Origin of the sequence: Streptoalloteichus tenebrarius (assembly GCF_024171885.1) — a bacterium.
GTDB classification, from domain to species: domain Bacteria; phylum Actinomycetota; class Actinomycetes; order Mycobacteriales; family Pseudonocardiaceae; genus Streptoalloteichus; species Streptoalloteichus tenebrarius.
In genome coordinates, this window is the sequence record NZ_JAMTCP010000053.1 from 1 (window position 1) to 12,784 (window position 12,784).

A 12,784-nucleotide genomic window follows, 5' to 3' on the forward strand; every position below is an offset into this window, starting at 1 on the left:
GGCGCGCTGGCGAAGCCAGCCGCGCCCCCCCTCCCCCGCTGAGCCCAGCAGTCGTGCGGTTGGTGTCAGCCCACGGCGCGCGTCTGAGGTCGGGCACCAGCCAGCCGCGCTGGCAAAGCCAGCCGCGCCCAGCAGTCGTGCGGTCGAAGACCGCCACGACCCACCCCAGAGCAGACGACCAACTGAGGAACAAACGTGATGTGAGCCTCAACACAATGCGAGCAAGGGGCGGTGAATGAGAGTCGAGCGGACAGAGAGGAGGTGAGGAAGGCCACAAGAAAGAGGGGTGCTGGTCAGGGAAGTCGTGCCCAGCGCTCGCCAAGGTGAGGAGCTCGCACCGTGGGGGGTATGGGGGGCTCGGCCCCCCAACGTCATAAACGGACGACCCCTGTTCGCGCTTTCCGCGAACAGGGGTCGCCCAGTCGTACGTGGAGCTGAGGGGAATCGAACCCCTGACCTTCTCGATGCGAACGAGACGCGCTACCAACTGCGCTACAGCCCCGTGCTTGGTGCCCCCGAAGCATAGCAGGTTTCTGGGGGCACTTTCGCCACCCCCCTCTACTCGCCCACCGCGCGCCGGTAGCTGAACGGCGTGGGGGCGTCGAGCTCGTCGAACGCCGGGTCCTCGTCGTCGATCTCCACGACGAGGGCGCCGGGGCGCGGCGAGCGGTGGGGCGGGGTGGCGAGCTGCTCGTCCCGCTCCGCCGGGGTGGTGGGGTGCGGCTGGCCGGCCGCGCGCCGACGGGCGCCGGCGAGGCGGGCGAGCCGCCGCTGCCGGACCTCCTCCTCGATGCGCACCTGGCGCCGCAGGTAGGTCAGGTAGCCCACCAGGAGCACGTCGAGCGCGCCGTGGACCCACCACAGGAGCGGCACGGCGACGAACGCGAGCACGCCGCTGACGAGGGCCAGCAGGAGCATGGCCAGCACCACGCGCTGCCGGAACTGGTACTTGGCCCTGGCGACGGCGGCCGCGTGGTCGGGGTCGAAGCCGCCCCGGCCCGGCCGGTACCGCCGGGCGGGTCCCGGCTCGTCGGCGAGGTCGATCCGCTCGTCGTGGCCGGGCTCGTCGCCGTGCTCGTACCCGTCGTGCCCGTAGGCGTCTCGGTCGTAGGCGTCGTAGTCGTCCCCGCCGGGGGCGGGGTCGACGTTGTCGGGGTCGGCCATGTCGAACCCGTCCTCCGTGCTGCTGGCCGGACCGGCCCGCCGTGCCCCGCCGCGGCGCAGGACGCGCGCGGCCAGGGCGGAGTCGGCGGTACGGACGACCTCCTGGCGCCGCCGGGCGACCATGGGGACCAGCACGACGAGCCAGGCGACGGCCAGCGCCGCGAAGATCAACGAGCTCATGACTCGCCACCTCCCCCGGTCGTCGAGCAGCGCGCGTGTGCCACCGCCACGCTAGTCACAGCAGTCACACCAGTGACGGAGGCGCGCCGACGGGAACGCGTTCCCGGTACGCGGCAGAGATCACCCGATGCGTTCATCGAACCGGAAGACGATCTCGACGCGCCAGCGTGACGCCGACGTGACCACCCGCACGGACCAACGCGGACCGCCCCGTCCCCGACCGGCGGCGGACGGCACCCACTCCGCGTCACCCCTGTCCCCCACATGCTTGATCAGGTGACGGCCGGAGCCGGTCGGATACCGACCCCGGTCCCGGGGTGATGAACGCCACGCCTCAGGGGCGGCGGGCCCTGCCCGAGGCGATCAGACGGGCGACCAGACCCTCGGGGGCGTCCTCGGCGGTCATGGCGAGGCAGACGTGGTCGCGCCAGGCGCCGTCCACCTCCAGGTACCGGCGGAACAGCCCCTCCTCGCGGAACCCGAGCTTGGCCAGGACCCGCAGCGAGGCGGCGTTCTCCGGGCGCACCGTGGCCTCCAGCCGGTGCAGGCCCGCGGCGCCGAAGCAGTGGTCGGCGACAAGCGCGACGGCCGCGGTCGCGACGCCGCCCCTGACCCGGTCGCCGGCCACCCAGTAGCCGACCCACGCGGAGCGCAACGCGCCCCTGACGACGTTGCCGATGGTGATCTGCCCGGAGAACTCGCCGTCCACGGTGATCACGAACGGCAGCGCCTGGCCCTGGCGGGCCATGGACCGCAACGACGACCACTGCCCCGGCCACGCCAGGACCGTGTTGCGGTCCTCCCACGCGGCGCCCAGGCTCGGCTCCCACGGCTCCAGCAGCGCCCTGTCCCTGAGCCGCACGCGGCTCCACGCCGCCCCGTCGAACAACCGGGGCGGGCGCAGCGCGACGGCGCCCGCCGGGACCAGGAGCGGCCCCAGCCGCGCCGGCCAGCCGGGGTGCCGGGTGCCGACGACCAGCTCGGTCGCGGCGCCGTCGACCGGGCGCACCGCAGCTCAGCCCCGCTGGGCCAGGAAGCTGACCTCGACCTCGTCCCCCTCGGCCACGTCGGTGACGTCCTCGTCGATCACGACCAGGCAGTTGGCCTCGGCCAGCGAGGCGAGCAGGTGCGCGCCGGCGGTGCCCAGCGGCTGCACCAGGTACTCGCCGGTCTCGGTGTCGCGCAGGAGCTGGCCGCGCAGGTAGCCGCGCCGCCCCTTGGTGGAGGTGACCGGCGCGAGCAGCCGGGCGCGCACGCTGCGTCGCGTCGGGTTGCGCTTGCCGAGCGCGGTCCTGATCAGCGGCCGCACGAGCACCTCGAACACGACGAGCGCGCTGATCGGGTTGCCCGGCAGCAGGAACGTGGGCACCGCGTCCGGGCCGAGCCGGCCGAAGCCCTGCACCGAGCCGGGGTGCATGGCGACCCGGGTGACGTCGAGGTCGCCGAGGTCGGCCAGGGCGGCCCTGACCTCGTCGCCGGCGGAGCCCCCCACCCCGCCGGCGATCACCACGACCTCGGAGATCAGCAGCCGCCCCTCGACGGTCTCCCGCAGCTTGCGCGGGTCGGTGCTGACGATGCCGACCCGCGTGGCCTCGGCGCCGGCGTCCCTGGCCGCGGCGGTCAGGGCGTAGGAGTTGACGTCGAAGACCTGCCCCGGTCCTGGGGCGCGGTCGATGTCGACCAGCTCGTCGCCGACGGAGATGATCGACACGCGTGGCTGGGGGTGGACCAGCACCTTGTTCCTGCCGACGGCGGCGAGCAGGCCGACCTGGGCGGGGCCGATCGGGGAGCCCGAACGCACCGCCACGTCGCCGGTCTGCACGTCCTCGCCGGCCTTGCGGACGAACCCCGCCGAGGGCACCGGGCGGTTGATGGTGACCCTGGCCGGGTGCTCGTCGGTGTAGCCGAGGGGGACGACGGCGTCGGCGAGGGTCGGCAGCGGCGCGCCGGTGACCACCCGGACGGCCTGCCCCGGCTGGAGCCGGTGCGGCTGCCGGGAGCCGGCCGGGATCTCGCCGACGACCGGGAGCACGACCGGGTCCTCGGCCGCGGCCTGCACGTCGACGCTGCGCACCGCGTAGCCGTCCACGGCGGCCTGGTCGAAGCCGGGCAGCGCGCTCTCCGCGACCACCTCCTCGGCGCAGAGCAGGCCCTGCGCTTCGGAGATCGCCACCCGGACCGGGGCCGGACGCACCGCGGCCGCCAGCACCCGGTGGAGCTGCTCCTCGACCGACCTCATGGTTGTGACCTCAACTCCCGACACCTCGCACTCCCCCCTTCTGGCGCTCGCCGGCCGTCGGCCGCCGGGCGCGTCACGCCTCGGCGACCCGCTCCCGCAGCCACTCGCGCAGGCCGGGGCCGTACTCCGGGCTCTCCAGGGCGAAGTCGACCGCCGCCCGCAGGAAACCGCCCGGGTTGCCGAGATCATGCCGGGACCCACGATGCACCACGACGTGGACCGGGTGCCCGTCCTGGATCAGCAACGCGATCGCGTCGGTGAGCTGGAGCTCCCCGCCCGCCCCCGGCGTGATCCGGCGGAGCGCGTCGAAGACGGCCCGGTCCAGCAGGTAGCGGCCGGCGGCGGCGTAGGTCGAGGGAGCCTCCTCGGGGCGGGGCTTCTCCACCATGCCCCTGACCCGCAGCACGTCGGGCGTGTCGGTCGGCTCGACGTCGAAGACCCCGTAGGCGGAGAGCTCCTCGCGGGGGAGGTCGAGGGCGAGCAGCACGCTGCCGCCGCGCTCCTCGCGGACCCGCGCCATCGCGCTCAGCGCGCCGGTGGGCAGCACGAGGTCGTCGGGGAGCAGCACGGCGACCGCCTCGTCCTGACCGTCCAAAGTGGACTCGGCGCAGCCGACGGCGTGGCCGAGGCCCAGCGCCTGCTCCTGGATGGCCACGTCGACGTCGATGAGGTTCGGGGCGCGGCGCACCTTCTCCAGCAACGCGGTCTTGCCGCGCTCCTCCAGGGTGGCCTCCAGGTCGGGGCGCGGCCGGAAGTGCTCGACCACGGCCCGCTTGTCGGGGGAGGTGACGATGACGAGTCGGGCGGCGCCGGCGTCGGCGGCCTCGGCCGCCACCAGCTCGATGCCGGGTGTGTCGACGACGGGGAGCAGTTCCTTCGGCACCGTCTTCGTGGTGGGCAGGAATCGGGTACCCAGGCCCGCGGCGGGGACGATCGCGGTACGAAACGTGCTCGTCGAGCTCATGGTGAGCGAGCCTAACGGCGACGGAGCGGGCGAGCTGAGCCATCCGCCACCGTATGCTCACGTGCCGTGGTAGGGCGCGGGCGCGACGAGCTCGACAAGGCGGGGTGGCGGGCGCGTGTCCTCGCGGAACGACGCGCGTCCTCCCAGGAGAGCCGGTCGGCCGAGGCGGCGGCGCTGGCCGAGGCGGTCGGCCGGTGGGCGGACGGACGGACCGGAACCGCGTGCGCCTACGTGCCGGTGGGCAGCGAGCCCGGTTCTCTCGCGATGGTGGACGCGCTGCGGCGGGCCGGCTGGCGGGTGTTGCTGCCCGTCGTTCCCGTCCCCGTGACGAAACCCGAGGCGCTGGAGTGGGCGGAGTACGTCGGGGAGCTGACGGCGGGGGCCTTCGGGTTGCTGGAGCCGACGGGTCCGCGGCTGGGGCCCGAGGCGGTGGGCGAGGCCGAGGTCCTGTTCGTGCCGGCGCTGGCGGTGGACTCGCGGGGCGTGCGGCTCGGGCGCGGCGGGGGTTACTACGACCGCTCGCTGCCGCTCGCGCGGCCCGGCGCGCTGCTGGTGGCCGTGGTCCGGGACAGCGAGTTCGTCGACGAGCTGCCGGCGGAGCCGCATGACGTGCGTGTCGGCGCTGTGCTCACCCCCACGAGAGGACTTGTCCTGATCTCCTCGTCCGGGTGATGTCGGCAGCGGTGAGCGAGGACCACGCGGGGCTCCGGCGCTGGTCGGCCCAGGGCCACTCGTGTGGGTGTGACCAGGACGTGTTTGCGTCCGGGCCGTCGTTGGCGCATCATCGGTTTGGCACTCTCGCCTGGCGAGTGCCAGATCGGGAAGCCGCGGAGGGATCCAGTGCCGACCTACGCCTACGCCTGCACCCAGTGCGACCACCGGTTCGAGGCGGTGCAGTCGTTCACCGACGCCGCACTCACCGAGTGCCCGGAGTGCTCGGGCAAGCTGCGCAAGCTGTTCAACGCGGTGGGCATCGTCTTCAAGGGCAGCGGCTTCTACCGTACCGACAGCCGCTCGTCGGGCAGCGGCAAGTCGTCGTCGACGGCGTCGACTTCCTCGTCGTCCTCGACCACCTCGTCCTCGTCCAGCTCCAGCTCGTCGAGCGCGTCCAGCGGCAGCTCGTCCTCGAGCGGCTCCACCGCGACCGCGGCGTCGTGACGCGGTTGTCAACCGAATAACCGCGCGACACCGCGAGTTATCCACAGGCGCCCCAGTTATCCACAGCCGGGGCGCTTGTCGTTTCCCTGCGTCCCCGCGCGCCCTACCGTCGAGGCGACGAACCCGCACGACACCGAGGACGCCCGATGAGCAGGGAAAACGATCACCTCACGCCACCGTCGCCCACCCTCGCCGCACCGCTGCGCGACCGCCTTCACGGGCTGTTGAGGGGCGGCGGCTGGAGCCGCCCGATCCGTCTCCGCCGGATCCTCGCGGGCCTGCTGGCCCTGCTCGCCCTGGCGCTCGCCCTGCGGCCACCGCCCGGCGAGGCGCCCGACACCGGACCGGTCCTCGTCGCGGCGCGGGACATCGGCCCCGGCGCGCTGATCCAGTCGGGCGACGTGGAACAGCGGCGTTCATCGGCCGGCGGCGCACCAGGACACGTGCTCCGGGACCCCGAGCAGGCCGTCGGCAGGGTCCTGGCGGGAGCGGCCAGGGCCGGCGAGCCGCTGACCGACGTCCGGCTGGCCGGGCCGGAGTTCGTCGAGATGGCCACGCGGCGGGGCGCGGCCGCGGCGGTGCCGGTGCGCCTGTCGGACCCCGAGGTCGCGGACCTGCTGCGACCGGGCGGTCGGGTCGACGTGGTCGCCGTGACGGCCGACCGGTCGCCCCCGACGGTCCTGGCCTCGGACGCCGTCGTGGTGGCGGTCCGGCCCGGCGGCGCGAACCCCTCCCACCCCGGCCGGTTGGTGGTGGTCGGCGTGTCCCGGGACGAGGCGCCCGGCGTCACGGCCGCGTCACTCTCACACGGGGTCGCCGTTACTCTCCGATAGACCGCTTCTCGACCGAACGCCTCATCGACTTCTACTCCGTCAGGAGGAACGGCTCGTGTTGAAGGGTTTCAAGGACTTCCTGATGCGCGGCAACGTCATCGACCTCGCGGTCGCGGTCGTCGTCGGCACCGCGTTCACCGCGATCGTCACGGCGTTCACCAACGGCGTCATCAAACCGCTGATCAACTCGATCGGGGGCACCGAGGCGGCGCGCGGCCTGGGCTTCAACATCCTGCGCGGCAACGACTCGACGTTCCTCGACCTGGGCGGCGTCATCAACGCGGCGATCAACTTCGTGATCGTGGCGGCGGTGGTCTACTTCCTGCTCGTCATGCCGATGAACAAGCTCCAGGAGCGCCGGCGACGCGGCCAGGAACCCGGGCCGTCCGAGCCGACCGACATCGAGCTGCTCACCGAGATCCGCGACCTGCTGAAGTCCCAGGCGCGCACCACGACGACGGACCGCCCGACGGGCGACCGCACCATCGACTGACGCAGCACCCACACAACACGATTGACCACCACGACCACCGACGGGGTCGGGGGCCACATCACCACGGCCAGGGGTCAGGGGCTCACACCAAGGGGAACGGGGAGGGGCGGGGGAGGGGGGTGGGGGGCGGGGGGACCCCCACCCCCCCACCCCCACCCGCTACTGCGGTGGGGCGCGGATGGCCCGGTCAGCGGTCGTGGTGCGGAGGGCGGTTCTCGCGGTACCAGGTGTCGGTGTCGCGGCGCGGGTTCTCCGGGTCGCGTTCGTCGCGGGTGGTCTCCGGGAGCACGTCGCCGAAGACCTCGCGCAGCCGGTCCCAGTCGGCCGGGCGCCGCTGCCTGTCGTGGCCCGAGGTCTTGCCTGTCACTCCCCCATGGTCCCCCACGTCGACGCCGCGTCCACACCACGGCGGCGCCGCGTGCCAGCATGGAGGCGGCCGAGGTCGCGGTCGGACGAGGGAGGCGACGCGCGATGAGCCTGAAGGACAGTGCCCGGCGGCTCGCGGAGAAGGCGCGGGAGAAAGCCGGGCCGATCGCCGAGAAGGCGCGGGAGAAGGCCGGGCCGATCGCCGAGAAGGCGGGGCCGTGGGCGGAGCGGGCCGGTGGCATGGCCGCCAGGGGCGTGGACATGGCCGCCACCCGGATCGACCGGGTCACCCACGGCCGGTACCACGACCGGATCGAGACCGTGAGCCACCGCGTCGAGGGCCTGTTGCGCCGCGACGGGCGCGAGGGCCAGAAGTGACAGAACTGGGCTGACCAGGCGCGGCCCCCGTTCCCGCGTGATCGGGAGCGGGGGCCGCGCTCGGTCAGTCGTCGGCCGGCCGGGGCGAGTACTGGAGGGAGACCCCCATCGCGACGAGCCGGTCGCGGAGCGCGGGCACGGCGGCGGGGTGGGTGGCCGCGTCCCTGACGACCTCCTCGGGGTCCAGCTCGGCTCCGTCGGCCAGGCGCACGCGCCACGGGCCGCCCCAGTCCAGCTCGTGGTGCGCCCGGCCCGCGTCGATCAGCGCGGAGACCACCATGGCCGCGAGCAGGTCGGTGAGCACGGCGGGCACGGCCTCGGCGAACTCCTCGGGCGTCAGGTCCGGCTTGACCACCCATCCGACCAGGCGGTGCCCGTCGCCGCGCCGCACCGCGTCCAGCACCGCGCCGAGCGTCCCCGCCGGCGCGGCGCCGCTCTCCGTGCCCGCGCGGGCCAGCAGGCGCGCCTGGTGCGCGGCCTGCTCGGCCCCGGCGAGTCGGACGATCTCGTCCCAGCTCGCGCGGGGGCCGAGCCCGTCGATGAGGATCTGCTCCTCGAAGGCGGGGATGGCCCGCTCGGGGTCGACGAGCAGGCTCCACGCCGGTCGCTGGTCGAGGGGCAGGCCGGGGTCGGGCAGCCGGTCCACGGCGGCGATGCGCTTGCGGATCGGGGGGTGGCTGTCGAAGGCCGACGAGGGTTCGGCGTCGAGCAGCGCGGTCTCGATCTCCGCGAGCGCCTTCTGACGGTGCGGGTCGGCGAGGAACGACCGGAAGCCGGCCAGCAGGTCCGGGGTGCGGCCCGCGGCGGGCGCCAGGCTGAGGTAGGCGTCGCCGTAGAAGGACCAGGCCGGGGCCAGGGCTCCGATGCGGCGCAGCGCGTTGCGGGTGGCCTCGCGTCCTGCCGCGGCGACCGACGCCGCGTCGGCGTGCAGCTCCTGCTGCCGGTTCGCGGACCGCGCGACGAGCAGGTAGAGCTTCGAGTAGCCCTTGAGGATCCACCGGGCGACGCCGTCGACCTCCTCCACGGTGCGGCTGACGGTGGCCGTGGCGCGGTAGGTGAGGGCGGACAGCTTGGTGTGGCCGTGGCTGTAGTGCCCGAGTTCGTGGGCGAGCACGGCGCGCAGCTCGCTCACGGTGAGGCCCGCGAGCAGCGGGAGGCCGATCATCAGGTAGCGGCGGCCCTCGCGGAGGCCGAGCAGCGGCGCCTCCTCGAAGACGGCGGCGTTGACCTCCGGGACGAGACGGATCTCGTCCGGTCCCCGGGTGCGGGCGGTGGCGGCGAGCTCGTCGACGACCGCCCAGAGGTGGGGCTGCGCGGCGCGGTCGACGACGGCGCCGTAGGGCTGCGGTTTGACGCGCAGCACGGAGCGGACGGCCGCGCCGACCGCGAGGGCGACCGCTCCGGCGAGGAGGCCGAGCTTGATCCCGCCGACTCCGTGCCCCGTGGTGAGGGCGTAGACGGCGACGCCGGCCACGCCCACGGTGAGGGCGAGGACGAGGACGAAGAAGCCGACGAGCAGGACGAGTGCCAGCACGGCGCGCAGCGGGACGCGCATCGAGCCTCCATGACGAGCGGGGACGCGGGGGAAACACGCCCCCGACTGTCGAGCCCGCGCAGTCTGGCCTTTCACTCGATCAGACGGCAACTACGAATGCGCGAAATTTCGCTTATGGAACAGAACGGACACCGGCCGCGAAGGCGGGTGGCTTTCCCGCCGCTCCGCGTGTTCGGCGTCCGTTCCCTTCCGGGATCCCGGCCGGGGCTTCCGGCGCGGGAGCGCCTCAGGCGGTTTCGAGCCCGGAGAGCTGCTCGATGACGTGTTGGACCAACGGGGTCAGGGTGGCCATACCGTCGCGGACCGCGGCCCGGGACGAGGCGAGGTTGACCACGAGGGTGCTGCCGGACACGCCGACCAGGCCGCGCGAGATGCCGGCGTCGACCGCGCCCGCGGCCAGGCCGGAGGCGCGCAGGGCCTCGGCGATGCCCGGGATGGGCCGGTCGAGGACGCCGGCGGTGGCGTCCGGGGTCACGTCGCGGGGCGAGACGCCGGTGCCGCCCACGGTCACCACCAGGTCCACGCCGCCGATGACGGCGGTGTTGAGGGCGTTGCGGATGTCCACGGTCTCCCCGGCCACGGCCACGGTCCCGTCGACGATGAATCCGGCCTCCTCCAGCAGCTCGGTCACCAGCGGACCGGTGCTGTCGTCGTGCTCGCCCTGCGCGATCCGGTCGTCCACGATCACGACGAGAGCCCGGCCGAGTCGCTGCGTGCGTTCCATGCCGGTCACGTTAGCCGGTGTCGCGGACTCCGTCGTGGTCCGTCGCGGCCGGGACCCGGAACCACGACGAACGGAGGGGGAACGCGAGAACGACTTTCTTTCTCCGCCAACGACATCGGCGGGTGGGCGAGGCCGGACGGAAATTGTTCGAGACGTCGATTCGTGTGCGGGACCACAGGCGCGGCCGTCACGGGTGGCGGGACACGGGTGGCGGGACACGGGTAGCGGGACACGGGTAGCGGGATCAGTCCGACGCCGGTGTGCCGATGATCGGTGTCAGGTAGCGGCGAAGCACGTCCTTCAGTTCGGTGACGAGCGCGTCCCGCTCCGCGCCGTCGGCGGCCTGGACGAGCGGGAGGAGCCCCCGGAAGAGTTCGACGCTCACCTGGGTGCAGCGTCGGCGCCGCTCGGCGGACAGCTCCGGCGCGCGTGCCGCGAACACGCTCTCCACCCGCTCGCGCACGGCCTGGAGCAGGGGTTGGGTGGGCGCGAGCAGCCGTTCGGGCATGTCGGTGCGCGCGAACAGCGGTTTCATGCCGGGGTGGGCGAGGTGGAGCCGCAGGATCGGGTCGACCATGCGGTCGATCAGCTCGGCCATGGGGAGTCGGACGAGGTCGGGCGGGAACGCCTCCACGTAGGCGGCGCGGAGGGCGGTCAGGTAGCGGGCGACCAGCGCCTCGGCGATGGCGTCCTTGTTGGCGAAGAACTGGTAGACCGTGCCCGGGGAGATCCCGGCCCTGGCGGCGATGGCGTTCGTCGTGGTGCTCTCGTAGCCGGACTCCGCCAGCACCTCGGCGGCCGCGTCCAGGATCTGGGACATGCGGCGCTGTCCGCGCGCCTGCCGTCGGCGTGGCCGGGGGTTTCCGTCGCCGGTGTCCCTGTCGAGGTCTGTCGGAGCGTCCGCCATGTCCTCAGCATGCCCAGTCGAAACCGCGCAGGCACAGCGGGCGCGTGCCCGGGCGGCGCGAGGGCGTTTCGGATCTCTCCTCCGGGAGGGTCGCGGCCAACGTCACCACGGCGAGCCTCCCTGACCGGCAGAAGAGCGCGAGCGGGCGAAGAAGTCCCCACGAGGGAGTCCGCATGAGATGACCACTGTGGACGGTGGGAGGGGTCGGCGCTCAGCCTGTCTCCAAGCGTGCGGAGACGAACCGCCCCGCACCGGGCTCGATGGCCGTGCACTGGGCGACACGGTTCGGATAGATCACCGTTTGTCGGGCCGGGTTCCTACGGTCGCGGCGTGAGCGCATCGACGCAGACCCACGTCCGCGCCGTCCGGCCAGCCGATCTGGCGCGTCTCGACAGCCCCGGTCTCGCCCACGTCCTGCCCCGTGGGCACACTCGCGTCGTGCGGCTGTCCACACGTTCGCGCACCTGTCACCCCTGGTGGGCACGGCGTCCCGGGGACCGGGAACCCCGCGAGCACGTCCTCGTCTCCGGTCTCTCGGGGGAGGTGGCGGGCGCGTGAGCGCGGTTGTCGACGACCTCCGCGACCTGGTCGAACGGGGTGACGCCACCGGCGTGGCCCGGCTCGTCGGCTCGCTGGGTCCGAGTGAGCGGCGGGTCGCCGCGCGGTGGCTGCCGACCTTCCTGCGCGACCTGCGCCAGCGCTCGTCGCGGGGCCGGCTGGAGAGTCACCACCAGATGCCGTTGTGGTTGGCGGGCGCGGGCTGTCTCGGTGGTGCCGCCGCGACCGCCCGGTGGTTGGCGCATCGGGACCTCGTGCGCCACTGGGTGCCGGAGGGGCGCCATGTCGCCGAGTTGTCCCAGATTCTGGAACGACGCTCACGGGCTTGGCTGGTGGATGTCGCGACGCGGTACGCCGCCGGCTTCCGTCTTCGCCGCCACACCTGGGCGGTGGCCTCCGCGCTGCTCCGCCTCGGCGGCGTCGAACCACCCGGGCACGATCTCCTCGTGGTGGCGTGGTGCGCGGAGTTGGAGCGGGCGGGGCGGGACGAGCTCAGGACCGACGCGTTCCTGTCCGTGATGGCGCCCCGCGTCTTCCGGTCGGAGGGCGTGGGCGCGGCGTTGGCCGGGGACGCCGCGGGGCACGCGCGCCGGTTCGCCCGTCTCGTGGACGAGGGGCTGCTGCCCCGCCGGTCGGCGCTCACCGGCTGCCTGGGCCGCTTCCTGCGGGGCGGGGAGGCACGGGCGATGCGCTTCTTCACCCTGCTGTACCGGGAGCTCGCGCCGACGGTCGACGAGGCCGCCGACCACGTGGTGTCGTTCCTCCGGCTGCTGCCGTCGGCGTCGGAGCCGGTGGCGGAGCTGGCGGCCCAGGAGCTGCGACGCGCGTGCGACGCGGGCTGGTTGAGCGGGCCGGAGCTGCGCGAGACCTTCGAGGCTCTGCTGTTCCGGCAAGAGAGGAAGATCGTCCACAATGCACTGTCCTGGTTGGACAGAGCAGCCGGTCGCCCTGACGGCGACGAGGTGTTGGCCGCGTTGCCGGTGGCGTTCGGTCGACGGGACCACGAGGTCGCGAGGCACGGGGTGCGGATCGCGGCCCGGCACGCGCGGCGAGCGGGTGAGCACGTGCGTGTGCAGCTCGCGACGGCGGCGATGGCGCTTCCGAGGGAGCTTCGCGAGACTCTCGCCCGATCGGGTCTGCCGACAGTCCGGGTGGGAAAGCCTTCCCTCGGTGGGGAGGAGTGTGTCGAGGCTGGCGACCGGGGCGCGGTGAGAGCGACGAACTGACCGCCTCGGTCACACGACGGGCCGGGCATTCCAGTGATC

14 protein-coding genes, 1 tRNA gene and 1 pseudogene are annotated in these 12,784 nt (G+C 73.6%); 6 read left to right on the forward strand and 10 right to left on the reverse strand.

Going from position 1 to position 12,784, the window contains the following annotated elements:
* Positions 1 to 429 precede the first annotated feature (429 nt).
* From LX15_RS28380 to LX15_RS28400, 5 genes are all read right to left on the reverse strand, one after another.
* A tRNA-Ala gene (locus tag LX15_RS28380) sits at positions 430 to 502 on the reverse strand.
* Between the two features lie 56 nt (positions 503 to 558).
* The gene (gene sepX, locus LX15_RS28385; RefSeq protein ID WP_253673444.1) at positions 559 to 1,344 is read right to left on the reverse strand and encodes a divisome protein SepX/GlpR; all 786 of its coding nucleotides are present in this window, start codon (positions 1,342 to 1,344) and stop codon (positions 559 to 561) included.
* 334 nt (positions 1,345 to 1,678) lie between these two features.
* Entirely contained in the window at positions 1,679 to 2,353 is a 675-nt protein-coding gene (locus tag LX15_RS28390; protein WP_253673446.1) for a GNAT family N-acetyltransferase, read from the reverse strand.
* Positions 2,354 to 2,359: 6 nt separating this feature from the next.
* Positions 2,360 to 3,583, reverse strand: a complete 1,224-nt coding sequence (gene glp, locus LX15_RS28395) for a molybdotransferase-like divisome protein Glp (protein WP_253673448.1) — start codon at positions 3,581 to 3,583, stop codon at positions 2,360 to 2,362.
* A gap of 73 nt (positions 3,584 to 3,656) precedes the next feature.
* Positions 3,657 to 4,547 (reverse strand): UTP--glucose-1-phosphate uridylyltransferase, encoded by an 891-nt coding sequence (locus LX15_RS28400; protein ID WP_253673450.1) that lies wholly within the window; start codon positions 4,545 to 4,547, stop codon positions 3,657 to 3,659.
* A gap of 66 nt (positions 4,548 to 4,613) precedes the next feature.
* On the opposite strand from LX15_RS28400, the gene LX15_RS28405 reads away from it, so the two are divergent.
* Together LX15_RS28405 and LX15_RS33860 are read left to right on the forward strand one after the other, a co-directional pair.
* Entirely contained in the window at positions 4,614 to 5,219 is a 606-nt protein-coding gene (locus LX15_RS28405; RefSeq protein ID WP_253673452.1) for a 5-formyltetrahydrofolate cyclo-ligase, read from the forward strand.
* Positions 5,220 to 5,387: 168 nt separating this feature from the next.
* Positions 5,388 to 5,528, forward strand: a pseudogene (locus LX15_RS33860) (FmdB family zinc ribbon protein); the annotation flags it as partial.
* A gap of 14 nt (positions 5,529 to 5,542) precedes the next feature.
* On the opposite strand, the gene LX15_RS33865 reads toward LX15_RS33860, so the two are convergent.
* Positions 5,543 to 5,686, reverse strand: coding sequence for a hypothetical protein (locus tag LX15_RS33865; protein WP_443729326.1), 144 nt, complete (start codon positions 5,684 to 5,686; stop codon positions 5,543 to 5,545).
* 165 nt (positions 5,687 to 5,851) lie between these two features.
* Here LX15_RS33865 and LX15_RS28415 point away from each other — a divergent pair, with 165 nt between their 5' ends.
* Positions 5,852 to 6,538 carry an SAF domain-containing protein gene (locus LX15_RS28415; protein ID WP_253673463.1) on the forward strand — a complete coding sequence of 229 codons (687 nt, stop codon included), beginning with the start codon at positions 5,852 to 5,854 and terminating at the stop codon, positions 6,536 to 6,538.
* 55 nt (positions 6,539 to 6,593) lie between these two features.
* Positions 6,594 to 7,031 carry a large-conductance mechanosensitive channel protein MscL gene (gene mscL / locus LX15_RS28420; RefSeq protein ID WP_253673465.1) on the forward strand — a complete coding sequence of 146 codons (438 nt, stop codon included), beginning with the start codon at positions 6,594 to 6,596 and terminating at the stop codon, positions 7,029 to 7,031.
* A gap of 187 nt (positions 7,032 to 7,218) precedes the next feature.
* Here mscL and LX15_RS28425 read toward each other — a convergent pair whose 3' ends face one another.
* Complete coding sequence (locus tag LX15_RS28425) at positions 7,219 to 7,398, reverse strand: hypothetical protein (RefSeq protein ID WP_253673615.1); 180 nt, start codon at positions 7,396 to 7,398, stop codon at positions 7,219 to 7,221.
* Between the two features lie 104 nt (positions 7,399 to 7,502).
* On the opposite strand from LX15_RS28425, the gene LX15_RS28430 reads away from it, so the two are divergent.
* Entirely contained in the window at positions 7,503 to 7,775 is a 273-nt protein-coding gene (locus LX15_RS28430) for a hypothetical protein (protein WP_253673467.1), read from the forward strand.
* A 64-nt stretch (positions 7,776 to 7,839) separates the two neighbouring features.
* Here LX15_RS28430 and LX15_RS28435 read toward each other — a convergent pair whose 3' ends face one another.
* The 3 genes from LX15_RS28435 to LX15_RS28445 all read right to left on the reverse strand — a co-directional run bounded on the left by LX15_RS28435 (position 7,840) and on the right by LX15_RS28445 (position 10,874).
* Positions 7,840 to 9,330 (reverse strand): M48 family metallopeptidase, encoded by a 1,491-nt coding sequence (locus LX15_RS28435; protein WP_253673469.1) that lies wholly within the window; start codon positions 9,328 to 9,330, stop codon positions 7,840 to 7,842.
* 226 nt (positions 9,331 to 9,556) lie between these two features.
* Entirely contained in the window at positions 9,557 to 10,054 is a 498-nt protein-coding gene (locus LX15_RS28440) for a MogA/MoaB family molybdenum cofactor biosynthesis protein (RefSeq protein WP_253673471.1), read from the reverse strand.
* 244 nt (positions 10,055 to 10,298) lie between these two features.
* Positions 10,299 to 10,874 carry a TetR/AcrR family transcriptional regulator gene (locus tag LX15_RS28445; protein ID WP_253673473.1) on the reverse strand — a complete coding sequence of 192 codons (576 nt, stop codon included), beginning with the start codon at positions 10,872 to 10,874 and terminating at the stop codon, positions 10,299 to 10,301.
* 641 nt (positions 10,875 to 11,515) lie between these two features.
* Here LX15_RS28445 and LX15_RS33325 point away from each other — a divergent pair.
* Positions 11,516 to 12,745: a DUF6493 family protein gene (locus LX15_RS33325; protein ID WP_253673475.1), complete on the forward strand. Its 1,230-nt coding sequence runs from the start codon at positions 11,516 to 11,518 to the stop codon at positions 12,743 to 12,745.
* The last annotated feature ends 39 nt before the right edge of the window (positions 12,746 to 12,784 follow it).

Bases quoted from the DNA above. Each gene is read 5' to 3' on its own strand.
- LX15_RS28415 (WP_253673463.1), top strand. From the start codon at position 5,852: ATGAGCAGGGAAAACGATCACCTCACGCCACCGTCGCCCACCCTCGCC.
- LX15_RS28445 (WP_253673473.1), bottom strand. From the start codon at position 10,874: ATGTCCCAGATCCTGGACGCGGCCGCCGAGGTGCTGGCGGAGTCCGGC.
- LX15_RS28435 (WP_253673469.1), bottom strand. From the start codon at position 9,330: ATGCGCGTCCCGCTGCGCGCCGTGCTGGCACTCGTCCTGCTCGTCGGC.
- sepX (WP_253673444.1), bottom strand. From the start codon at position 1,344: ATGAGCTCGTTGATCTTCGCGGCGCTGGCCGTCGCCTGGCTCGTCGTG.
- LX15_RS28440 (WP_253673471.1), bottom strand. From the start codon at position 10,054: ATGGAACGCACGCAGCGACTCGGCCGGGCTCTCGTCGTGATCGTGGAC.
- glp (WP_253673448.1), bottom strand. From the start codon at position 3,583: ATGAGGTCGGTCGAGGAGCAGCTCCACCGGGTGCTGGCGGCCGCGGTG.
- LX15_RS28400 (WP_253673450.1), bottom strand. From the start codon at position 4,547: ATGAGCTCGACGAGCACGTTTCGTACCGCGATCGTCCCCGCCGCGGGC.
- LX15_RS28430 (WP_253673467.1), top strand. From the start codon at position 7,503: ATGAGCCTGAAGGACAGTGCCCGGCGGCTCGCGGAGAAGGCGCGGGAG.